The following is a 23,195-nucleotide window of genomic DNA, read 5'->3' on the forward strand; positions in this document are numbered from 1 at the left end:
GTCTAGTCCCGGATCCACCGTTGCAGATACTCCTGATGGTGTGGTGACAGGCGGACCAGCCGCTGCTCCTCGATGTGGACCGCGGCCAGCTGCGTCTCGGCGATGACGGCGGCCCTCGACCCCGGATCGGCGTTGACCGATCGCACCTCGTATCCCAGGGTGAAGTCGACGGTGCGCAGTTGTTTGGTCCACATGGTCACCTGCAGCGGCGAATCGGTCAGTCGCAGCTGATCCTTGTAGGTGACCCGCACGTCGGCGATCAGCAGCCCGATGGTGGTGATGTCGGCCTGGAACGGTTCGGTGAGGAACTGCACCCGCGCCTCTTCGAGGATCGTGACCATGGTGGCGTGGTTGACGTGCTGGTACATGTCGATGTCCGACCAGCGCACCGGCACCGGCGCGACGTATCCGATGTTCAACTCGACGATCCTCTTCCGCTGGTGCGTGTCATGCGCCGGATCTGCCGCGCGGCCACCGACAGCGTCGCGAGATCCGTTGCGCCGCTTTCCTGTATCTCGGTGAGCGTCCGGCGCGCCCGCTCGACCCGGGATGCGCTGATGTGTTCCCACTCGCCGATCTTCTCTTCGCCGCTTTCGTCGGGTTCACCCACGGCGAGCACGTCGAAGCACAGCGACCGCAGCGAGGCATAGATGTCGTCGCGAATCGCCAAGCGCGCCAATGACTGCCAACGGTCGTGTCGCGGCAGCTCGGAGACCGCGGTCAGCAGGCCGTCGGTGCCCAGCCGGTCCATCAAAGCGAAGTAGGTGTCCGCCACTTCGGCGGTGTCGATTTCGGTGATGTCGGCGACGTCGATGATGTCCAGCAGGCTGTAGCGGTACAGCCCGGCGGCGATCATGTAGGCGATGTCCTTCGGCGCGCCCTGCGACGCGAATTCCGCGGCTTCCTTTTCCACGATGGCTTTGTCGTCGCCGCGCAGCCACTCCGACATCCGCGGTGTCAGCTCCCTGACCTTCGCGGCGAAGCGGTTGATTTCGGCGCCGACGGCCAGCGGCTGGGGGCGGTAGTTGAGCAGCCAGCGCCCGGCGCGGTCGATCAGCCGGCGGGTGTCCAGGGTGAGTCGGTCGGACAGCGCGACGGGCATGTCCGCGGCGCGGATGCGCCGCCAGATCTGGCTCACGCCGAAGATGGCGTCGGTGGCGACGTAGGTGCGCACCGCATCGATCGGCCCGACACCGACGTCCTCGGTGATCCGGAACGCGTAGCTGATGCCCGCGGCGTCCACCAGGTCGTTGATCAGCATGGTGGTGACGATCTCCCGGCGCAGCTGATGCGCGCGGATCTCCGGGGTGAACCGCTCGCGCAGCGGCGCCGGAAAGTATTGCGGCAAGCGGGATGCGAACACGTCCTGCTCCGGCAGCTCGGTGGTCAGCATGTCCTCTTTGAGGGTCAGCTTGACGTGCGCCATCAACGTGCACAGCTCCGGAGACGTCAGCCCCATCCCGGCGTCGGTGCGCCGCTGAATCTCCTTCTCCGACGGCAGCGCCTCCAATTCCCGGTTCAGGCCACGGCTTTCGAGGTACTTGATTTGCATCGCGTGCACCGGCAGCAGGCTGGCCGCGTTGGCGCGGCTGGTGCCGATCAGGTCGTTTTGGTCCTCGTTGTCGGTGAGCACCAGTTGCGCGACCTCGTCGGTCATCGACTCCAGCAGGTCTTTACGCTCCTCGGCCTTGACCTTGCCCGCGGTCACCAGCGAGTCGATCAGGATCTTGATGTTCACCTCGTGGTCGGAGCAGTCCACGCCGGCGGAGTTGTCCATCGCGTCGGTGTTGATCCGACCGCCCGACAGGTCGAACTCGACGCGGCCCAGCGCCGTCACCCCGAGGTTGCCGCCCTCGCCGATCACCTTGGCGCGCACCTGGTTTCCGTTGACGCGCACCGGATCGTTGGCGCGGTCGCCCACGTCGGCGTCGGACTCCGATTCCGCCTTGATGTAGGTGCCGATGCCGCCGTTGAACAACAGGTCGACGGGCGCCTGCAGGATGGCCTTGATCAGCTCGGGCGGGGACATCTCGTTCACGTCGCCGGCGACGCCGAGGGCCTCGCGCACCTGCGGGCTGACCGGGATGGCCTTGTGCTCGCGGCTGTAGATCCCGCCGCCCTCGCTGATCAACGAGTCGTCATAGTCGTCCCAGCTCGACCGCGGCAGCTCGAACATGCGCCGGCGTTCCTCCCACGAGGCCGCGGCGTCGGGATCGGGGTCGAGGAAGATGTGCCGGTGATCGAAAGCGGCCAGCAGCCTGATGTGCTTGGAGAGCAGCATGCCGTTGCCGAACACGTCGCCGCTCATGTCGCCGATGCCGACGACGGTGAAGTCCTCGGACTGGGTGTCCACACCCATTTCCCGGAAGTGCCGCTTGACGGCCTCCCAAGCGCCCTTGGCGGTGATGCCCATGGCCTTGTGGTCGTAGCCCACCGACCCGCCGGACGCGAAGGCGTCACCCAGCCAGAACCCGTAGGACTTGGCGACGTCGTTGGCGATGTCGGAGAAGGTGGCGGTGCCCTTGTCGGCGGCCACCACCAGGTAGGCGTCGTCGCCGTCGCGCCGGACCACCCCGGGCGGGGGGCTCACCTTTCCCGTTGCGTGGTCGACGTTGTCGGTGACGTCGAGCAACCCCGAGATGAACAGCTGATAGCAGGCGACGCCCTCGGCGCGGCTGGCGTCGCGGTCGGCGGCGGCCTCGCCGGTCGGCAGCGGCGGCCGCTTGACGACGAATCCGCCCTTGGCGCCGACGGGCACGATGACGGCGTTCTTGACCGCCTGCGCCTTGACCAGGCCGAGGATTTCGGTGCGGAAATCGTCTCGGCGGTCCGACCAGCGCAGACCGCCGCGCGCCACCGGGCCGAACCGCAGGTGCACGCCCTCGACGCGGGGCGAGTAGACGAAGATCTCGAACTTGGGGCGCGGCAGCGGGAGCTCGTCGATCAGCTGCGCATCCAGCTTGAGCGCCAACGCATCCCGGGCCCGGGCCGAGCCCTCGCGTGCCACAAAGTAATTGGTCCGCAGCGTGGCCTGGACCAGCGACGCGAACGCGCGCAGGATGCGGTCGGTGTCCAGGCTCACCAGGGCGTCGATGTCCGCGGCGACCGCGGCGGCGGCCGCTTGCGCGTCGCGGCCCGTCGGCGACCCGGCCCCGGGATCGAACAGCGCTTCGAACAAGGTGACCAGGGACCGCACGGTCGAGGGATGCTCGTTGAGCACCGATTCGATGTGGGACTGGCTGTACGGAAACCCGGCCTGCCGGAGGTATTTCGCGTAGGCGCGCAGGAGCACGACCTGCTGCCAGGTCAGCCGCGCGCGCATGACGAGCTCGTTGAACCGGTCGATCTCGACGCGGCCCTGCCAGATTGCGGTCACCGCGTCGGCGAATCGCTCTGCGGTGGAGTCGCGTTCGGCCGCCGTCGTCGCGAACGGGATCGTGGGGTGTGGCTGGATCTTGAACTGGTAGATCCACACCGGCATCCCGTCCGGGCGGGCGACGGTGAATGGCCGCTCCTCGAGCACGACGACACCCATGCTCTGCAGCATCGGCAGCAGTTGGCTCAACGAGGCGGCGTGACCGCCCAAGAACCAGGTCAGCTGGGCGGCCCCGTCCTCGCCGCGATCGGAGAACACCAACTTGACCGAGCCCTCGGACAGTTCGTTGATGATGGCGATGTGCTCGATGGCGTCGGCGGGGGTGACGGCCTGCTTGTAGACCTCGTTGAACGCCGACGCGTAGTGCTCGGAGTCGGCGTGTGCCGGGGTGCCCGCCGCGGTCGCCGCGATCAGGCGATCCCCCCACGTTCGCGCGGCCTCGCTCAGCAACCCCTGGATGCGGATCCGGTTGGATTCCGACGTGTCGACCGGCGCGGCGGCGGGGACGGCGCCCTCCTCCCGCGGCAGCCGCACCATGAAATGCATGAGCGCCCAAGGTGATTCGCTGACCCGGGCGGTGAATTCCAGTCGCGTCCCGCCGAATTCGCGAACCAGGATGTCCTCGATCTGCAGGCGCACCGCGGTCGTGTAGCGGTCACGGGGAACGTAGACCAGGCACGAGACGAAGTACTGGAGCCGGTCGGCGCGCAGGAACAGCAGCGCGCGCCGCTGGGATCCCAGGTCCACCACCGCTTTGGCCAGCGTCAGGAGCCGCTCGGCGCTCAGCGTGAATAGCTCGGAGCGCGGGACGGTTTGGATGACGTCGAGCAGCAGCTGGCCAGGGTGGATGGGGTCGCTGTCGGCCATCGCGAGCACTTCGCGGACCCGCCGCGAGATCATCGGGATGTCCAGGACGTCGGCGTTCATGGCGGCGACGGTGAACAGCCCGACGAAGCGGTGCTCGAAGATCTCGTCGCCGCTGTAGTCGCGGACCGCGATCACGTACGGGTAGGCGCCGTAGCGCAGGTAGCTGCCGACCACGGACTGCGCCAGGACCAGCAAATGGTCGTCGTCGGTCAACCGCGGGCGCGAACCGGTGCGCGTGCGCAGCACGCCGAGGCTGGTTGCCGCTTCGCCGGACACCAGGTTGTCGTGCACCCGGCAACGGTGGTAGCCCAGCAGCAGGAAGTTGCCATTGCCCAGCCAGCGCAGCAGCTCGGCGACGTCCTCGCGGTCGGGCGCCGAAAAGTGGCCGTCGGTGTTGTCTTGCACGGCGTCGGCCAGATCGCTCAGCGTGGCGATCATCTCGGCCGCGTCGGTGCCGACCTGCTCGACGTCGGCGAGCACCTTGGGCAGCAGCCGTTCGACCTCGGCGAGGGTCTTGCTGTCGACGGACGGGGACAGCGGGACGTAGATCCATGCCTCGCCGTCGTATTGCGACGTTCCCGGCGCCCTCGGCGCGATGCCGAGCAGGTCGCCGTCGGCGTTGCGCTGCACGTCGAACACCGGGGTCATGACGCCGGCGTAGCCGACGCCGAGCCGATGCAGCAGCACGGTGACGGAGTCCAGCAGCATGCCGCCGTGGTCGGTGACGACCTGCAACGCGGGCCCGAAGCCGTCGGGGTCGTCGGCCGGGTGGACGCAGACACAGCTTCGGCATTCCGGGCGGCGTTCGCCGAGCCGATAGTGCGCGCGCAGCATGGCGGGGGTCACCATGTCCGCGGGGTCGGCGCCGCCGGTTTTGGTGGCGCCGGGCTCGTCAGCGCGGGGGCCGCGATAGCTCTCGACGTAGGCGTTCGCGATCCAGCCGGGAATGTCGTCTGTGGTGGTGAACGTCGTCCACGCCTTGAAGTCTGGCTGGAAATCCGGCTTGGAATCTGGCTTTGCACCGGGATCGATCGCCATGCCGATTGCTCCCAACTCGCGACGGTTGCCAGTTGCGCCGATCGCCTCGCCCGCCCGCGGGCTTGGCTAACCCGACACTAGTCGCGCGTCAGCTTGCGGTGGGTCACTCGGTGCGGCCTGGCGGCTTCCTCGCCGAGCCGTTCGACTTTGTTCTCCTCGTAGGCCCCGAAGTTGCCCTCGAACCAGAACCACTTGGCCTCGTTGTCCTGGTCGCCCTCCCACGCGAGGATGTGCGTGCACGTGCGGTCGAGGAACCACCGGTCGTGCGAGATCACCACCGCGCAACCGGGGAACTTTTCCAGCGCGTTCTCCAGCGAGCTGAGGGTCTCGACGTCCAGGTCGTTGGTGGGCTCGTCGAGCAGGATCAGGTTGCCGCCCTGCTTGAGCGTCAGCGCCAGGTTCAGCCGGTTGCGTTCACCGCCGGACAGCACACCGGCAGGCTTCTGCTGATCGGGACCCTTGAAGCCGAACGCCGACACGTAGGCCCGCGACGGCACCTCGCTCTGGCCGACGACGATGTGATCCAGCCCGTCTGAAACCACTTCCCAGACCGTCTTCTTGGGGTCGATGCCGGCGCGGGCCTGGTCGACGTAGCTCAGCTTGACGGTCTCGCCGACCTTGACGGTGCCGCTGTCGGGTTGCTCGAGGCCGACGATGGTCTTGAACAGCGTGGTCTTGCCCACTCCGTTGGGGCCGATGACCCCGACAATTCCGTTGCGCGGCAACGAGAACGACAGGTCCTTGATCAGCGTGCGCCCGTCGTAGCCCTTGTCGAGGTGCTCCACCTCGACGACGACGTTGCCCAGCCGCGGCCCGACCGGGATCTGGATCTCCTCGAAGTCAAGCTTGCGTGTCTTCTCGGCCTCGGCGGCCATCTCCTCGTAGCGCTGCAGGCGGGCCTTGCTCTTGGCCTGGCGCGCCTTGGCCCCGGAGCGGACCCAGGCCAGCTCCTCGGTCAACCGCTTCTGCAGCTTGGCGTCCTTACGGCCCTGCACCGCCAAGCGCTCGGCCTTCTTCTCCAGATAGGTCGAGTAGTTGCCCTCGTAGGGATAGGCCCGGCCGCGGTCGAGCTCGAGGATCCACTCGGCGACGTTGTCGAGGAAGTAGCGGTCGTGGGTCACCGCCAGGATGGCTCCCGGGTAGGCGGCCAGGTGCTGCTCGAGCCATTGCACGCTTTCGGCGTCGAGGTGGTTGGTCGGCTCGTCGAGCAGCAGCAGATCCGGCTTGGACAGCAGCAGCTTGCACAGGGCCACGCGGCGGCGCTCGCCGCCGGACAGGGTGGTCACCGGTTCGTCCGGCGGCGGGCAGCGCAGCGCGTCCATCGCCTGCTCGAGTTGCGAGTCCAGGTCCCACGCGTCGGCGTGGTCCAAGTCCTCTTGCAGCCGGCCCATCTCCTCCATCAGCTCGTCGGAGTAGTCGGTGGCCATCAGCTCGGCGACCTCGTTGAAGCGGTCGAGCTTGACCTTGATCTCGCCCAGCCCCTCCTCGACGTTGCCGCGGACGGTCTTGTCCTCGTTCAGCGGCGGCTCCTGCTGCAGGATGCCGACGCTGGCGTCGGTGGCCAGGAAGGCGTCACCGTTGTTGGGCTTGTCCAGGCCGGCCATGATCCGCAAGACGCTCGACTTGCCGGCGCCGTTGGGGCCCACGACGCCGATCTTGGCGCCCGGGAAGAAGCTCAACGTGACGTCGTCCAGGATGACCTTGTCGCCGTGCGCCTTGCGGACCTTCTTCATCGTGTAGATGAACTCAGCCATGCCGCGGTTGTGCCTTTCTGGTCTTACGGAGTTATCGGGGGTTTCCCCCGGACCATCCTAGGCACCGTGCGGCGGCCCCTTTCCCGCAGCTAAGCCGACAGCGGCAGCCCCGCGGGTTCGGTGTCGGTCTCCGTCGAGGCGTCCTCGGTGGCCGCGGTGGCCTCCTCGGCGCCCACCGGCGCGGCGGCGGGGCTCTGGTCGGTGTCGGGGCCGGTGTAGCCGGGCTTCTCGATCCGGACGATCGCGCGCGATACGTCCGGCCCGACCGAGGTCGCCCGCATCTCCAGCGACGAGCGGCGGTTGCCGTCGCGGTCCTCGTACTCGCTGGTGTAGACGTGGCCGACCACGATCACCGGGGCGCCCTTGCCCAGGGCGGCACCGACTCCGGTGACCAACCTGCCCCAGCAGTTGACGTTGATGAACAGCGAGTTGCCCGGCTCCCAGCCGCCGTCGGCGGTCCGCCGGCGCGAATTGCTCGCGACGCGGAACTTCATGACCTCCTGGGTGCCGACCTGGCGGCGTTCCGGGTTGTTGACGATGTGGCCGACGACGGTAAGCGGTGTTTCGAACATGGTTTGATCCCTTCTCTGTTGCGTTTCTCTGGCTGGTGACCGGGTCACCGCCCTATCCGGCTGCCATTCAGCCGGGCAATACCGACGCGATCGCGCGATCCGGGCCCAGAACGGGTCCCGTTCGACTGCACTTGTGGAGAGAAGCATGACTGTGGAGCAAGGAGGTTCTGGTGGCGATCACGGGGAGCGAGGCGCGCAAGAACCTGGTTCGTCTCATCAAGAAGGTGAACGCCGATCGGACGTCGGTCGAAATCGCGTCGGAAGCAGGTCGCGCGGTGCTGATATCCGCCGATGACTGGGAGGCGTGGCAGGAGACGGCGTACCTGTTCCGCTCCCGCGCGAACGCACGCCGGCTCCTAGACGCCGCTGACGCCCTGGACTAACTCCCCGGGGCATTTGACTCTGCGGTGAGGGCGGACCTTACTCGCACTTTTCCGCCATAGACGCAGAGTGAACGCAAATCAGGGCTCGCGCCGCGCCAGCTCGGCCAGCATCGCGTTGTAGGCGGCCAGCTCGGCATCGTCGTCGCGTTCGGCCGCGCGGTCCAGCCGCCGGGCGGTGCGCCGATCGCTGCGCGCCCACTGCACCAGCAGCGCGAGCATCACGATCACCAGCGGCACCTCCCCGGCCGCCCAGGCGATCCCGCCGCCCAGATGCTGGTCGCCCATCAGGTCGGTGTGCCAGCTCAGACCGAGCGAGCGGTAGAAGTCGGCGCCCAGCACGGTTTTGGTGCCCATCAGCACCACCCCGAAGAACGCGTGCAGCGGCAGCGACGCGAACACCACGGCCACCTTGGCCAGCGGCGGGATCGGCCGCGGGGTGGGATCCACCCCGATGACCACCCAATAGAACAGGTAGCCGCTCAGCAGAAAGTGAATGTTCATCGCCAGGTGCCCGGCGTGGCTGCTCACCGTGGTGTCGAAGAGGTCGGAGAGATACAGCCCGTAGAAACCGGCGACGAACAGCACGGTCGCGACCACCGGGTTGGTCAGGAACCGCGACAGGTGACTGTGCAGCGCGGCCAACAGCCATTCCCGCAGGCCGGGCGGATCGTCGCGGCCCGCGGCGGGCAACGCCCGCAACGCCAGGGTGACCGGGGCGCCCAGCACCAGCAGGATCGGCACCAGCATCGACAGCCCCATGTGGGCGACCATGTGCATGCTGAACATCGCCGGCATGTACCGCCCGACCCCCGAGGACGTCACGAACAGCATCGTCAGGCAGCCCAGCAGCCAGCTCACGGTCCGTCCCGGCGGCCAGCCATCGCCGCGGCGGCGCAGCCGGAGCACGGCCGCCACGTACAGCCCGGCGAGGACGATAGCGGCGGTGCCGAAGATCAGGTCGAAACGCCAGTCGAACAGGATGCGGGCCACGGTGGGCGGGCCGTCGAAGTCGTAGCCGATCTCGGCCTCGGCGATCGTGGGCAGCCGCGCCGGGGGCGGTGGTGGCGCGGTGCGGCCCAGCCCGACGGCGATGCCGAAGGTGAGACCGAACACCGCGGCCTCGATCAGCGCCAGCCGGAGCAACGCCATGCGAGAGCTATCCGGATTCGCTTGCAGCGCAGCCACTCCGGAGCGCCGCTGACGCCAGCCGAGAAAGCCCAACAAGCACAACGCGATGAATTTCGCGACGACCAGCCGGCCGTAGGCGGTGGTCAGCAGGTCCGACGGCAGGACGCGCACCAACGCGTTGACCACCCCGCTGAACGCCATCGCCACCCAGCACCACAGCGCCACCGACGAGAAGCGGCGGGCCGCCAGCGCGGTGTGGTCACCGTTGCGCAGCGCGTGGGCAAGCAGGGCGAGCAGGCCTCCGGCCCACACGCCGGCCGCGACCAGATGGATCAGCAGGCTGTTGGTAGCCAGATCGTGTGACCCGCCGGCCGACGAATGGCCGGTCAGCCCGAGCGGGATCAGCGTGACCAACGACCCGACCAGCAGCAGCGGCGTCCACGACCAACGCAGCACCGCGGCGCTCGCCAGCGTGAGCACCGCGGCCAGGATCGCGGTCCAGCGCCAGGCCGAGGCGGTGTTGATCAGCCCGGCCAACGACCACAGCGTGACCGGGTTGAGGTGGTTGATCACCGGCTGACCGGACACGTCGGAAATGGTCAGCGGGACCAGCAGTGCGGCACACACCGCCCAGGCGCCCGACGCCACCGTCCCGACGCGCAGCGCGCGGTAGCCGGGCGCGTCGAGGACGCCGCTGCCCTGCGGCGGCACCAGGAACGCGGCGAACAGGAACGACCCCACGGCCAGCACCGCGGCGATCTCCCCCGCCGCCCGGACGAACGGCAGCCCCAGCGTGGTCGCCGGTCCGGGATCGGGCAGGCCGGTGGCGGTCAGGGCCCCGGCCAGCGACAGCGCGCCGATACCCGCGGCCGTGCCACCCGCCAGCGCCGCGACGCCGATCAGCAGCGGCCACACCACCGCGCGGCGCGCGCGCACCGGCTGGGCAACCGTCATGCATCCAGCGTATTGGCGGGCCCGTCGACTACCGAGTTCGGCTGTCCAGACGGCCCCGACGCGCCTCGGTCTCGCGGGCGACGAACTGATCGCGCGCGATCCGCCCGACGTAATCGAAGTCTCGAAGGACATCGCCCAATTCCCGGCGGAACGCTTCCCGCCTTTCGGCGAGGTCGGCGGCGGGTGTGACCAGATCCTGGTCGACGGCCACCTGGTAGGCGGTCGCGAACAGCAGGGTCGACACCGATTCGCTGCTGCGGACCCGGGTCTGCGCCACGTATTGGCGGCCGACACCCAGCGCCAACTCCGTCAGCTCCTTCTGCCCGACGTCGGCGGGTGCGTCGCGCAACACGTCGGCGACGATCTCGTAGGCCTCGAAGAACACCCGCAGCATCGCTTCGGCCATCAACGGACGCTTTCCGAACAGCATCGCGTCGATCTCGTCGCCCCCGGCGGCGACGTGGGCTTCCCAATCGTCGTGCCAGGCCATCTCTTCCGCGATGTTGTCGCGAAAGGCCGCCGAGTCGGCGAAGTAGAAATCGAATTTCAGCAGGTCCCGCAGCCGCATCGCCTGGGCCCAAAAGGCCTCCATGCGATCGCCTTTCGCGCGCCTGGCGTAGGCCAGTGCGAGTTCGACGATCGAGGTTTCCAGGAAGGCATGGATCACCGAGTTCCGGTAGAACGCCGCCGCGTGTTGCTCGTTGGGCCCGATCCGCCACACCGGCTCCCGGCCGCCATCGACTCGGGTGATCGGATGTCCGTTGGACAGCGTGTCGACGGCCGCGCGCACGCCGTCGCGCGTGCGCAGCCGCAACGCGCTCGTCGACATGGGGGTTTGTTTGCGCTCGAGGTAGTCCACCGAGTCCTGCAGGGTGTGGTGCAGCTGATCGAGTGTCAGCGCCGCACCGCGGGTGGTCAACAGCAACGCCGACACCAACCCCGTCGCCGTCACCGGTGTCGCCTGCAAAATCCGCCACGCGACCTCGAACGACATCTTTTGCAGTGCAAGGCGTTTGGCGTCCTGGTCCTGCTCCAGCGGGCTGTGCGGTGGGCCGAGGTACTGGCGCATCGACACGGACTCGGGGAATCGCACATAAATCTTGCCGTAGTTGCGTTCGCCCTGCGCCCTGATGAAGTTGTACAGCCAGCCGATGCCCTCCGGGGTCTTCTCGCCGCCGCGGGCATAGGCGGCGTACTCGGCGGTCTCGTGCAACTGATCGAAGCTGATCGACACCGGCTGCAGCAGGATGTCCTCGCTGCGGCCGTCCAGGTAGGCGTCGGCCACATAGGACAGCAGACCCAGCTTGGGCGGCAGCATTTTGCCGGTGCGCGAGCGGGTGCCCTCGATGGACCAGCTCAAATTGAACCGCTTCTCGACGATATAGCCGACGTATTCGCGCAGGACGTACTTGTAGAGCGGGTCGCCGCCGATGTTGCGGCGGATGAAGATGGTGCCGGAACGGCGCAACAGCGGGCCCATCACCCCGAACGAGAGGTTGATGCCGGCGAACACGTGCACCGGCGGCAGCCGGTTCTCCTGCATCGCCACCGGCACGACCGCGCCGTCGATATACGACCGGTGCGAGAACAGCAGCACCGCCGGGTGCGCCTCCAGCGCGGTCCGCATCGCCGCGACCTGATACTCGTCGTAGTCGATGTCCGGGTCGAAACCGCGGCTGAGCGCCCGGCCGAGAACGCCGACCAGGTCGACGGACACCCGGCTCCACCCGGTGGCGAGTTCGTCGAGCATCTTCGCCGCTTCCTCGACGGTGGCGCCCGGGATCTTTGCCAGGCCCGCGCGAAAACGCGTGGAGGCCAAGATCTCCGGCTTCACCAGCCGCGGCGACTTGTACTGCGGGCCGAGCATCCGGTATTCGGCCCGCTCCATCGCCAGGATCGCGCGGCGGGTGACGAACTGCGCGAAGTCGCGCTTGTCCTCGCCGACGGTGGTGTCGCGCCACTGCTGGCGCAGTTCGGAGACCTTGGCCGGCTCGCCGGCCACCACCCGCGCGCGCTGCGGATCGCTGCACACGATCTGCCGCTGCCGACGCGGGTTGGGGTGGTAGGGATCCCGCCCGGGGATCAGCCCCGCCAGCTTGGCGGCCCGGCCCCGGTTGGCCGGCGGCAGCCAGAACACCCGCACGGGCACGACCGAACGGTCGTCTTGAGCTTCGGACTCGAGCTGCTCGGCCAGCGCGGTCAGCGCCGCTGCCGGCGCGTTGCGCTCCGGCAGCGTCAACACCTCGAACGTCGCCCCCGAGTTGCCGGTTCGCTGCTGGCCCACCCAGGCCATGACCAGCTCCCGCTCGACGGGTGAGGTCATCGACGCCAATATCAGCGCGTCTTGCGCGGCGAGGACTGCACTGACGTCCGCGGCCGGGTTGGTCACGGCCGCCCTCTGGGCTGTTGCGCCTTCTTCGCGGCCTTCCTCGGAGCCGCCTTCTTTGCCGCCGCTTTCTTGGCCGCCTTTTTGGGGGCGGCTTTCTTCGCGGGGGTCTTCTTCGCGGCCGCCTTCTTGGCGGGGGCCTTGGCTGCCGGTGCCTTTTTGGCCGCTTTCTTTTCCGCGTACACGCCGACCTCGGGCAGCTCGCCGACAGGCCAGTTGGCCAGCGTGTCCAGGTACAGCTGGCGGATCTCGGCGATGCGCTCGGGCAGCGTCTCGATCGTCCAGTCCTGCACCGGGATTGGCGGAAACACCGCGACGTCGACCGTTCCCGGATTGATGGTGGACGAATTTCGGGCGGCGACCAGCTCGGCGTTGCGAATCACGATCGGCACGATCGGGATCCCCACCGCCATCGCGATGCGGAAGGCGCCCTTCTTGAACGGCCCGACCTCGGTGGTGTCCGTCCGGGTGCCCTCGGGCGCGATCACGATCGACAGCCCTTTGCGGGCGAGCTCTTCGACCTGGTGCAGCGACTCCACGGCGGCGACCGGATCGTCGCGGTCGATGAACGCGGCGTCCATCGCCTTGCCGATCGTGCCCATGATCGGGTCTTTGGACAACTCCTTCTTGCCCACCGCCGTCCAGTTGTCGCGCACCAGCGCACCGGTGATGACCGGGTCAACCTGGTTGCGGTGGTTGAAGATAAAGACCGCGGGACGCTGCGCGGTCAGGTTCTCCGCGCCGATGACGTTGAGCTGCACGCCGGCGATCGCCAACAACGACTGGGAGAAGGTGGAGGTGAAGAAGTTGACGCCGCGCCGCCGGCTGCGGGTCAGCACACCAATCCCCACCGCGCCGGCCGCGACCGGGAACAGCGAACCGAACCCGGCGAGCGTTCGGATCTGCCGGCGCAGCCCGACTCGGCCCCGGCTGTCGAAGCGCAGGATCGGCCAGCCCCGGCGCTTGGCCACGGCGGCCATCTTCCCCTCGGGGTTGGTGGGCCGGGGGTTGCCGACCAGGTACATCAGCGCGACGTCCTCGTCGCCGTCGGCGTAGAAGTAGCTGTCCTTGAGGTCGATGCCGTGCTCGGCGGCAAACCCTTGCACCGCAGCGGCTTTGCCCGGCCCCCACAGGATCGGCTTCTGCACGCCGCCGGTGAGCATCCCGTCGTCGTTGGTCTCGAACTTGTTGGTCAGCATGTTGGAGATCCCCAGGAACCGGGCCACCGGGTTGACCTGGATAGTCAACGCCGACGAGCTGAGCACCACGGTGTGGCCGCGGGCCACGTGCGCCCGCACCAGCTCGCGCATTTCGGGGTAGATCCGCGACTCGATGCGCTGGACGAACAGCCGCTCGCCGATCTCCTCGAGGTCGTCCAGCAGTCGCCCGGTCAGCGCCGCGGCGGCCTTGCCGATGAGGTCTTCGAACTCGATGCGTCCCAGGGTGTGGCTCAACCCCGCCTGGACCATGCTGAGCAGCTCCCCCACCCCCATGTCACGGCGCCGCAGCCGTTCCTGGGTCAGGATGACGGCGGTGAAGCCGGCGACCAGCGTCCCGTCCAGATCGAAGAACGCGCCGATTTTGGGCCCGGGCGGGCTGGCCAAGATCTCGGCGACGGATCCGGGCAGCCGCATGTCGGTCTCCGGCTTTGCCGTGCCGCGCTCCTCCGAGGCGCTCATGAGCCCGACGCCGATCGCGACGAGACGGCCGGCTCGGTGAACGATGCCGGCACCGCGAGCGGCGCCGGGTCGCCGGCCAACGCCAGGATCTCGTCGAAACCTTCCAGCAGGCACTGGGCGAACAGCGATTCGTTGCGGATCGAGGCCCGGTCGTAGCGCACGGTGATCGTGCACCACCCGCCCCGCGACATCAGCACCGCCATCATCGCCACGCCCGGCAACGGGCCGATCCCGTACTGCCGCAACACTTTTGCACCGGCGATGTAGGTGTCGCCGGGGTAGACCGCGACATTGCTGGCCTGCACGTCCGAGCCGATCACCGAGCCGGTGAGACCTTCCAGGACCGGGGTGGGCAACACCGAAAGCACCGGCGCGATCGAGCCGACGATGTTCATCGCGGGCTCGTCGCGCCGCTGCGTCATCTGGGCGCGGATCTTGCGCATCCGGGCGACCGGGTCGGCGGTGCCCAACGGTGCCGCCAGGTTGACGCCGGTGAACCGGTTGCCGCCGGCGGTGTCGGCGTCGGCGCGCAGGTTCACCGGCACCGCCATCGGCAGCGTGCTGATGGGCACGCCGAAGGCCTCGTGATAGCGGCGCAGCGCGCCCGACAGCCCGGCCAGATACGCGTCGTTGATCGATCCGCCGCCCGCTTTGGCGGCCCGGTGCAGATCGGAGAGCGGGATGTCTATCGCTTCGGTGCGGGTGGCCAGGCTGCGCCGGCGCAGCAGCGGCGACGGCTCGGCGGCGCGGTTCATCACCCGCACGCCCGACATGGCGTAGCCGACGGCTCCGCCGACCGTGGACACGGGATCGAGTACCGCCCGCCCGGCCGCCGACACCGCTCCGGACACCGCGCCCACGAGGCCGCTGACGAGGGTCAACGGCAGGCGGTTGATGCCTTGGCGCATCAGGTCGTTGGGGCTGAGGTCCTGCGGGATGGGTTGCGGTGGAGTCGCTTTGGGCGGTGGGTCGCGCTCGAGGTCGTAGATTTCGGCGAACATCGCGATGCCGCCGACGCCGTCGGTGACCGCGTGGCTCACGTGCAGCAGCATCGCGGCCCTGCCGTCGGGCAGACCCTCGACGAGGGTGGCCGTCCACAGCGGCCGCGAGATGTCCATCGGCGACTGCAGCATCACCTCGGCGAGGTCGAACACCTCGCGCAGCGTGCCGGAGCCCGACACGCGCATCCGGCGCACGTGAAAGTCCAGGTTGAAGTCGGGGTCCACCACCCAGCGCGGGGCCGCCGTCGGCAGCGTCGGCACGACGACCTTCTGGCGCAGCCGACGCACCCGTCGGGACGCGTTTTCGAATCGGGTGCGAAACCGCTCCCAGTCCGGGGTGGCGTCGAGGAGTTCCAGCGCCATGATCCCCGAGCGGGTCCGGGGGTTGGCTTCGCCCCGATGCATCAGGTAGTCGACCGGCCCAAGCTCGTCGGACAAATTGATGGTCTCGGTGGACTCAGCCATGATCACGAACTCGACGCGCCAACGTTGTCACCGCCGACCAAGCCTCCTGCTTCGGACCCGCGAAACTGATTGCCCACCCAACGCTAGTCGGGTTGCGGCGCCGGTGAAAGGCGCGCGTTTAGCTGGCCGAAGTGGCCGACAGGGGCAGCGAATCCGTCAAGGCGTCGGCGCGGCGGCCGTAGATGACGCCCAGGAAGTCGGCGACGGCGTCGGCGGCCAACCGCGACCGGACCGTCGGCGTGATGTCGAACGCGTGGTGGGCGTTGGCGAGTTCGGCGTAGGCCACCGTGCCCGCCCCGGCGTCCTTGAGCGCCGCGCAGAAGGCCCTCGCCTGGCCGGCGGGCACCAGCTCGTCCTTCTCGCCGTGCAGCACGAAGAACGGCGGGGCCTCGCTGTGCGCGTAGGCGGCGGGTGACGCGGCCCGGAACCGCTCGGGGTTGTCTGCGTAACGGCTCTTGAGGACGAATTGCTCGAGGAACGGCAGCATCAGCTCGTGCATGTTCTCGAAGTCGGTGAAGTCGTACACGCCGTAATAGGGGGCGACGGCCTGCACCGTGGTGTCGGCGTCTTCGAAGCCGGGCTGGAACGCCGGGTCGTTCGGGGTGAGCGCGGCCAGCGACGCCAGGTGGCCGCCGGCCGAGCCGCCGGTGATCGCGATGAAGTCGGGGTCGCCGCCGTAGTCGGCGATGTTCTCGCGGACCCAGGCGATGGCCCGCTTGACGTCGATGAGGTGGGTGGGGAACGTGCAGCGCGGGCTCTTGCTGTAGTTGATCGACACGCAGATCCAGCCGAGTTCGGCCATCCGGCTCATCAGCGTGTAGGCCTGCACGCGTTTGTCGCCGACGGCCCACGCTCCGCCGGGCACCTGGATGAGCACCGGCGCGCGCCGGCCCGGCGTCATGTCGTGGCGTCGCCAGATGTCGAGCAGGTGCGCGGTGCCGCCGGGGCCATAGGAGATGTCGGAGGTCTGCGCGGCGTAGCGGCGGTGCGGCCCGGGCCTGCGCAGCAGCCCGCCGCGCGGGGCGCACCCGGTCTGAGCGCAGGCGGGGTGGCGCACCAGGTCGCGGAAGTCGGCGCCGAAGGCCTCCTCGAGCGCGGCGGTGAGGGCCTGGTCGGCCTTCTGCGCGGCCCATGTGGTGCCGACGCGGCCGATGGCGGGCGGCGATACGCGGGACAACGCGTGCCCGGTCAGCACGTGCGGGGGAAATTCGGTGGTGAGCCAGCCGGCGACCCAGCCGAGCGCGAACGGCGAGCCGCGCAGCAACAGCGCGCCGGCGCGGTAGGTGTCGCGGGCGTCGGCCGCCATGCGCAGCGCCTGGGCACCGGCCTGCGAACAGCGCGAAGTCAGGTTCAAGGCCACGCTCATGGCAACGCCACCCCTCGACGGTAGGCACACGCGTCGTTGCGGTTAACGGTTGTTTACCAACCGATGTTGTACGTGTGTCGAGAGCCACACGATAACCGATAAGCGCGGCGCTGGAAGGCTTTTCGGGCGCGTCGCGCCGGGCGAGTCTTGCTGTGAGTGTCGTTCGATAGACTGACCTGCACATTGCCTCCGTAGCTCAGGTGGATAGAGCAAGGGCCTTCTAATCCCTAGGTCGCACGTTCGAGTCGTGCCGGGGGCACTGATCAGAGGAGGCGGTTTCACGAATCACGCGCCGGGCCGGTCTTTGTTCATTCACCGCTTATGACTCCGGCGCATTGCGGCCGTCCATGGCGTGGGAAACGAGAGAACCCGCGCGCCCGAACGCCTTACTGAAATGGGTCACCCTAGTTCCCGGCCGCCCACTGGCCAGGACTCACGCATTCTGCTTGCGCCCAACCCTTGTGAGCACTTGTCGACGCGCAGAACTGAGCATTTTCAGTGAGTCGCGATCACGGCTGAACTCGTGCCGACCGCGTTGTGCACGATCGAGATGCGTCCGCCATGGTTGGGCCGGCCGCGGTTACGTGCCGCCCCCGCCCTGGCTGCCGGAGGCGCCGGTACTACCAGCACCGCCGCTCGCCCCGGTGCCGCTCCCGTCGCCGTTGCTGCCGCCTGCGCCGCCGGCGCCGCCGGTGCCGCCTCCGCCGCCTGCGCCGCCGCCACCGCCGGAGCCGTCTTCGCCGTCGGCGCCGCCTCCACCGTGACCACCGCCGGTGCCACCATCGCCGCCGGTGCCGCCGGTGCCGCCGGTGCCGCCGGTGCCGCCTGATCCGGCGGAGCCGGCGCTGCCGCCTCCACCGCCCGCCGCGCCGGGCGCGCCGCCGGCGCCGCCGGTGCCGCCGGTGCCGCCGGTGCCGCCCGTGCCGCCGGTGCCGCCGGTGCCGCCGTCGCCGCCCTGGCCGACGCCGGACCCGCCCTGGCCGCCGGTGCCGCCGTCGCCGCCGGTGGTGCCTAATCCGCCGGTGCCGCCGGTGCCGCCTAATCCGCCATTGCCGCCGTTGCCGCTGGTGGTGCCGCCGGCGCCGCCGGCACCGCCGGCGCCGCCGGTGCCGCCGGTGGCAACCGGTGCCGCGCCGGCACCGCCGGTGCCGCCGGTGCCGCCGGTGCCGCCTGTGCCGGGGACCCCGCCCCCACCGGCGACCCCGCCCTGGCCGCCGGTGCCGCCATTGCCGCCAGTCCCGCCGCCGGCCCCGCCTGTGCCGCCGGTGCCGCCAGTAGCGCCGGTGCCCTGGTCGTTGCGATCATCGCCGCCGCTGCCGCCGGTGCCGCCGGAGGCGGTGTCGCCGCCGGTGCCGCCTTTGCCGCCGGTGCCGGCGGGGTCGGTCGCGCTGGCGTTCCCGCCGCTCCCGCCGGTGCCGCCGGGTTGCCCGGCCACGGTGCCGTCGGTGCCGGCGGTGCCGGCGGTGGCGGTTGGGGCCTGCGGCGGTGTGCCTGGGGCAGCAACTGGAGGAGCCGGTGGGGGGTTGCTATTGGCGGCGCCGGGACCGCCCCGGCCGCCGGCCCCGCCGTTGCCGCCGTTGCCGACCGCGCCGGCGGCGCCGCCGGCCCCGCCGTTGCCGCCCGTCCCGTTGGTGGCGGTCGCATTGGCGCCGGCCCCGCCGTCACCGCCGTTGGCACCGGTCGGCGTGCTGCCGGTCGAGCCGTTACTGCCGTGGGTGGAGCCGGTGCCGCCGGTCCCGCCAGCCGCGCCGCTGCCGAAGGCGCCGCCCTTACCGCCATCGCCGCCGTCGAGGTGGCCGGCGTTTCCGGCGCCACCCTTGCCGCCGTTACCGGTTCCGCCGGCCCCGCCGTCACCGCCATTGCCGCCGGCGCCGGTGCTGCCAGTGCTGCCGTGCGCGGCGGTGCCGCCCACCCCGCCATTGCCGCCGTTGCCGCCGGTCGCGCCGTTGCCGCCCGTGCCGGCGTTGCCGCCGGTCGCGCCGGCGGTGGTCGCGTTGGCGCCGTTGGCGTTGCCGCCGTTGCCGCCGTCGCCGCCGCTGCCGCCGGCGGCGCCGTTGCCGCCATGGCCGGAGATCGAGCCACCCAGTCCGCCGGCCCCGCCGTTCCCGCCGTTTCCGCCAGGCGTGCCGGCGACGCCGTCGCCGCTGTTGCCATTGCTGTCGAGGGTGCCAGCCGGGCCGGAGGTGCCGGCCACGCCGTTGCCACCGGCCCCGCCGTTGCCGCCGTTGCCGATGTTGCCGGCATTGCCGCCGGCCCCGCCGCTGCCGCCCGAGGTGCCGGCGGCCGCGCCGGCGGCGACGGCGTCGTAGCCGTTGCCACCGTCCCCGCCGTTGCCGAGGCCACTGACGGGTGTGGCGCCGGCTGTGCCGTCGGTGCCCGGGGTGGAGCCGGTGCCGCCGGTGCCCTTTGCCCCGCCGAGACCGGTGTCGCCGCCGTTGCCGCCGGCCCCGCCGTCGTGGTGGGCCGCGGTGCCGCTCGCGCCGGTGCCGCCGTCGCCGGGGGTGGCGCCGGTGCCGCCGTTACCGCCATTGCCGCCGACCCCGGTGGTGCCCGCCGTGCCGCTCGTGACTGTGCCGCCGACGCCGCCGTTGCCGCCGTTGCCGCCGCTGCCGCCGTTGCCGCCGCTGCCGCCGTTTTGCCCGGAGTCGCCGGGGTTGACGCCATTGTGGCCGGTGACACCCATCCCGCCGTTGCCGCCGTTGGTGCCAGTGCCGCCGGCCCCGCCATTGCCGCCATCACCCGAGATCGACCCGCCGTTGCCGCCGGCGCCGCCGTTGCCGCCGCTACCGCCGTTGATGCCAGCGGTGCCGGAGTCGCCCGGATTGACTCCGTTGGCCCCGTCGGTGCCGGCCACGCCGTTGCCTCCGTTGCCGCCGGCACCGCCGGTGCCGTAGTCGCCGGCGTTGCCGCCGGCCCCGCCCATACCGCCGGAGGTGCCCGCGGCGGCCAGAGGGTCGCGGGCGGCGTCGTAGCCGTTGCCACCGTCGCCGCCGTTGCCCACACCGGTGGGCATGTGGCCCGCGGCGCCGTCGGTGCCGGGGGTGGAGCCGGTGCCGCCGGTGCCCTTTGCCCCGCCGGCGCCATCGTTGCCGCCGTTGCCGCCGCGACCGCCATCGGGGTGGGCCGCGGTGCCGTTCGCGCCGTCGCCGCCATCGCCGGTGGTGCCGCCGTCGCCGCCGCTGCCGCCAGCTCCGCCGGCGCCGGTGGCGGCTGTCGCGCCGTGCGCGTCCGCGCCGCCGACCCCGCCGTTGCCGCCGTCCCCGCCGTCGCCGCCAGCTCCGCCGTTGCCGCTGTTCTGCCCGGCGCCGGCGTTGACGCCGACCTTGCCGTCGTGGCCGCTGATACCGATGCCGCCCTTGCCGCCGTCCCCACCGACCCCGCCGGCCCCGCCGGCCCCGCCGCTGCCTGCCTGCGAGCCGCCGGCCCCGCCGTGCCCGCCGTCGCCGCCGCGACCGCCGGCCATGCCGTCGATGCCGGAGTCGCCCGAGTTGGCGCCGTTGAATCCGGGGCTGCCGGTCACGCCGTTGCCTCCGGCCCCGCCAGCCCCACCGTTGCCATGGTCGCCGCCGGCGCCGCCGCCGCCGCCGTTGCCGCCGCGCGCACCCGCGGCGGTGGAGGTGAAGCCGTCACCGCCGTTGCCACCGTTGCCGAGGATGCCGGTGGGTGTGCTGCCGTCGACACCGCCGGCGCCGTGGGTCAAGCCGGTGCCTCCGATGCCGCCGGCGCCGGCGGTGCCGGTGTTGCCGCCGGCGCCACCGGTCCCGCCGTCGACGTGGGTGGAGGTGCCGGCGCCGCCGAGGCCGCCGTCGCCGGGCTTCCCGCCGTTACCGCCGTCACCGGCGTTGCCGCCGGCGCCGGTGGTGCCCGCGGTGCCGTTCGTGGCCGCGCCGCCGATGCCGCCGTTGCCGCCGTTGCCGCCGGACCCGCCGGACCCGCCGGACCCGCCGGACCCGCCGGTCGTGGGGGTCGTGGCGGCCGCCCCGTTGACGCCGGTGCCGCCGTTGCCGCCGTGGGCGCCGGCGCCGCCGGCCCCGCCATTGCCGCCGTTACCCGAGATCGAACCACCCAGTCCGCCGGCGCCGCCGTTGCCGCCGCTACCGCCGGCGCTGCCGGCGGTGCCGGAGTCGCCCGGATTGACCCCGTTGGCCCCGTCGGTGCCGGCCACACCGCTGCCGCCGCGCCCGCCGTCGCCGCCGTTACCGACATCGCCGGCCTTGCCGCCGGCCCCGCCCGTACCGCCAGAGGCGCCGGCCGGCGCGCCGACGCTCGCGGGGTCGTAGCCATTGCCGCCATGCCCGCCGTTGCCGCCGCTGGTGGCCAGTTGGCCGTCCGCGCCGGTCGCGCCGGCGGTCCCGCCCCAGCCGGCCGCGCCGCCGTCGCCGCCGGCGCCGACATGCGTGCCCCGGTCACCGCCGATGCCACCGGCGCCACCGTCAGGGGTGTGGGCATCGCCGCCGGCGCCGGCGCCACCATTGCCGCCGGCCCCGCTGTTGCCGCCGACACCGCCGGCCCCGCCGTTGCCGCCGAGCCCGTGGGCGCCCAGGAAGCCGCCGTGGCCCCCGTTGCCGCCCGCGCCGCCGGCACCGGCCGCGCCGCCGTTGCCGCCGTTGAAGCCGTCGCCGCCAACTTGGCCGGCAGCGTTGGCATCTGCGCCGCCGCTCCCGACCCCGCCATTGCCGCCATCGCCGCCCAGACCGCCTTGGCCGCCGTGGCCGCCGACACCGAACATCAGCCCGCCTCTACCGCCCGCGCCGCCGGCCCCGCCGTCGCCGCCGGCCCCGCCGTCGCCGCCGGCACCGCCGGCGCCGCCATCGTGGGACGCGAGCGTGGCGCCCAGCATGCCGTGGCCGCCCTGACCACCGGCACCGCCGGCGCCGCCATTGCCGAACCACAACCCGCCGGCACCGCCGGCGCCACCGGCGCCGCCGACACCACCCGCCGTAGTGGCGGTCCCGCCCGCGCCGCCTATCCCGCCGTTACCCATCCACCAGCCGCCGGCGCCGCCGCGGCCGCCAGTCCCGCTCGCGAAGCCACCCCCACCGGCGCCGCCATTGCCGATCCACCCGGCAGCCCCGCCGCTACCGCCGGCGACCGGGCCCGCACCGGCGGTCGGGGTATAGCCGGCCCCGCCATCGCCGAACCACAATCCGCCGGCCCCACCATTCGGGTGGGCCGCGGTCCCGGCGGCACCGTTGCCGATCAGAGGGCGCCCCAACAGCACATCGGTGGGTGCATTGAGAACCGGGTCCAGCAACTGACCGAACGGGCTGTTGATCCACGCTTCGCCGAGGGTGTGAATCGGGCCGTAGACAAATGTCTGGAACCCCGCGGCTGGTGACGCCGCAGCAGCCAGTGCGGCGACGCCGGCCGCCTCCGTGGCGCCATACGATGCCGCAGCCCCGCTTAACGCCTGCACGAACTGTTGGTGAAAGGTCGACGCCCGCGCGGCCACCTCCTGGAACTCCTGGGCGTGCGTGCCGAACAGCGCCGAAATCGCCTTCGACACCTCATCAGCGGCCGCCTCCAGGATTTGCGTCGTCGGGGCCGATGCCGCCGCGCCGGCGGCCTCGATCGTCGAGCCGAGATCGGCCAAATCACCGGCCGCCGCCGCTACCGCCTCCGGGCCCGCGATCACATATGACATGACAGTCCTCCGTAATGCGTGATCTCGCCGATGTCGTGATCTCGGCCGACCAGGGGCCAGTGATCTGCGCACTTTAGAGCAGCATTTGGGCTCCCGGGCATTAATCGGAAAACAAGCATTTTCACAAGATGTCTTGTGGGATAAGGCGGGTTCGAGTTCGAGCGGCGTCGCCTGCTCAGGTTTCGACGGGCGCCTTCACGCGATAGAGCGACTGACCTGCGCTCTTTCGGGGTGTCCCAGCGATGTCCGAAGACGCTCGATTAAGGCCAAACACGCCGTCGACAAATCGGCACGGAAAAGCCCTGTGACCACCGCTCGCATCCGCGTGCAGATCGCCTCAAACCGCTTGCTGGGCAAGCTCATCGAGGTTGCGTCCGACGACACGCCGCCTGATGTTCAGCTGAAGGCAATTCAGAACGCTTGGACCGCGCTGGCCTTAAGCCGCCAGCGGAAGTTGTACTCGCGCAAGGCGAAGCTGAGCCGTATGAGCAAGTGTTTGACGCCATGAGCGGAATCCTGAAGAAAGCTCACCTGCAAGCAGGCTCGCTGAATCACTAGGCGCTAATAGCGCTAGTGATGACC

The 23,195-nt window shown here is 70.7% G+C and carries 12 protein-coding genes and 1 tRNA gene; 3 read left to right on the top strand and 10 right to left on the bottom strand.

Translation table 11 applies throughout. From position 1 onward, the window contains the following. Positions 1-2: 2 nt before the first annotated feature. The 4 genes from AC5Y43_RS13275 to AC5Y43_RS13290 all read right to left on the bottom strand — a co-directional run bounded on the left by AC5Y43_RS13275 (position 3) and on the right by AC5Y43_RS13290 (position 7,607). Positions 3-419: an acyl-CoA thioesterase gene (locus AC5Y43_RS13275; RefSeq protein WP_499973043.1), complete on the bottom strand. Its 417-nt coding sequence runs from the start codon at positions 417-419 to the stop codon at positions 3-5. Then, positions 416-5,281, bottom strand: a complete 4,866-nt coding sequence (locus AC5Y43_RS13280) for an NAD-glutamate dehydrogenase (protein WP_499973045.1) — start codon at positions 5,279-5,281, stop codon at positions 416-418. Before AC5Y43_RS13280 ends, AC5Y43_RS13275 begins: the two co-directional genes overlap by 4 nt. 77 nt (positions 5,282-5,358) lie before the next feature. Next, the gene (ettA, locus tag AC5Y43_RS13285) at positions 5,359-7,035 is read right to left on the bottom strand and encodes an energy-dependent translational throttle protein EttA (RefSeq protein ID WP_499973046.1); all 1,677 of its coding nucleotides are present in this window, start codon (positions 7,033-7,035) and stop codon (positions 5,359-5,361) included. Between the two features lie 89 nt (positions 7,036-7,124). Beyond that, positions 7,125-7,607 (bottom strand): single-stranded DNA-binding protein, encoded by a 483-nt coding sequence (locus AC5Y43_RS13290; protein ID WP_499973048.1) that lies wholly within the window; start codon positions 7,605-7,607, stop codon positions 7,125-7,127. Positions 7,608-7,777: 170 nt separating this feature from the next. Here AC5Y43_RS13290 and AC5Y43_RS13295 point away from each other — a divergent pair, with 170 nt between their 5' ends. Further along, positions 7,778-7,990 carry a type II toxin-antitoxin system Phd/YefM family antitoxin gene (locus tag AC5Y43_RS13295; RefSeq protein WP_499973050.1) on the top strand — a complete coding sequence of 71 codons (213 nt, stop codon included), beginning with the start codon at positions 7,778-7,780 and terminating at the stop codon, positions 7,988-7,990. Positions 7,991-8,068: 78 nt separating this feature from the next. Here the strand turns inward: AC5Y43_RS13295 and AC5Y43_RS13300 are convergent, their stop codons facing one another. The 5 genes from AC5Y43_RS13300 to lipQ form a co-directional block, all read right to left on the bottom strand. Continuing rightward, positions 8,069-10,072 (bottom strand): bifunctional copper resistance protein CopD/cytochrome c oxidase assembly protein, encoded by a 2,004-nt coding sequence (locus tag AC5Y43_RS13300; RefSeq protein WP_499973051.1) that lies wholly within the window; start codon positions 10,070-10,072, stop codon positions 8,069-8,071. A 28-nt stretch (positions 10,073-10,100) separates the two neighbouring features. After that, complete coding sequence (locus AC5Y43_RS13305; protein WP_499973053.1) at positions 10,101-12,461, bottom strand: glycerol-3-phosphate 1-O-acyltransferase; 2,361 nt, start codon at positions 12,459-12,461, stop codon at positions 10,101-10,103. Beyond that, positions 12,458-14,137 carry an HAD-IB family hydrolase gene (locus tag AC5Y43_RS13310; protein WP_499973055.1) on the bottom strand — a complete coding sequence of 560 codons (1,680 nt, stop codon included), beginning with the start codon at positions 14,135-14,137 and terminating at the stop codon, positions 12,458-12,460. The genes AC5Y43_RS13305 and AC5Y43_RS13310 overlap by 4 nt, the downstream gene beginning before the upstream one ends. Next, positions 14,134-15,603 carry a WS/DGAT/MGAT family O-acyltransferase gene (locus AC5Y43_RS13315; protein WP_499973057.1) on the bottom strand — a complete coding sequence of 490 codons (1,470 nt, stop codon included), beginning with the start codon at positions 15,601-15,603 and terminating at the stop codon, positions 14,134-14,136. Before AC5Y43_RS13315 ends, AC5Y43_RS13310 begins: the two co-directional genes overlap by 4 nt. 118 nt (positions 15,604-15,721) lie before the next feature. Beyond that, positions 15,722-16,969: an esterase LipQ gene (gene lipQ, locus AC5Y43_RS13320; RefSeq protein ID WP_499973058.1), complete on the bottom strand. Its 1,248-nt coding sequence runs from the start codon at positions 16,967-16,969 to the stop codon at positions 15,722-15,724. A gap of 185 nt (positions 16,970-17,154) precedes the next feature. Between lipQ and AC5Y43_RS13325 the strand changes: the two genes are divergently transcribed. After that, positions 17,155-17,228, top strand: a tRNA-Arg gene (locus tag AC5Y43_RS13325). Between the two features lie 321 nt (positions 17,229-17,549). Here the strand turns inward: AC5Y43_RS13325 and AC5Y43_RS13330 are convergent. Continuing rightward, positions 17,550-22,613, bottom strand: coding sequence for a PE family protein (locus tag AC5Y43_RS13330; protein ID WP_499973060.1), 5,064 nt, complete (start codon positions 22,611-22,613; stop codon positions 17,550-17,552). A gap of 304 nt (positions 22,614-22,917) precedes the next feature. Here AC5Y43_RS13330 and AC5Y43_RS13335 point away from each other — a divergent pair, with 304 nt between their 5' ends. After that, complete coding sequence (locus tag AC5Y43_RS13335; protein WP_499973062.1) at positions 22,918-23,121, top strand: hypothetical protein; 204 nt, start codon at positions 22,918-22,920, stop codon at positions 23,119-23,121. Positions 23,122-23,195: the final 74 nt, after the last annotated feature.

It is taken from the genome of Mycobacterium sp. NGS57 (assembly GCF_059812405.1).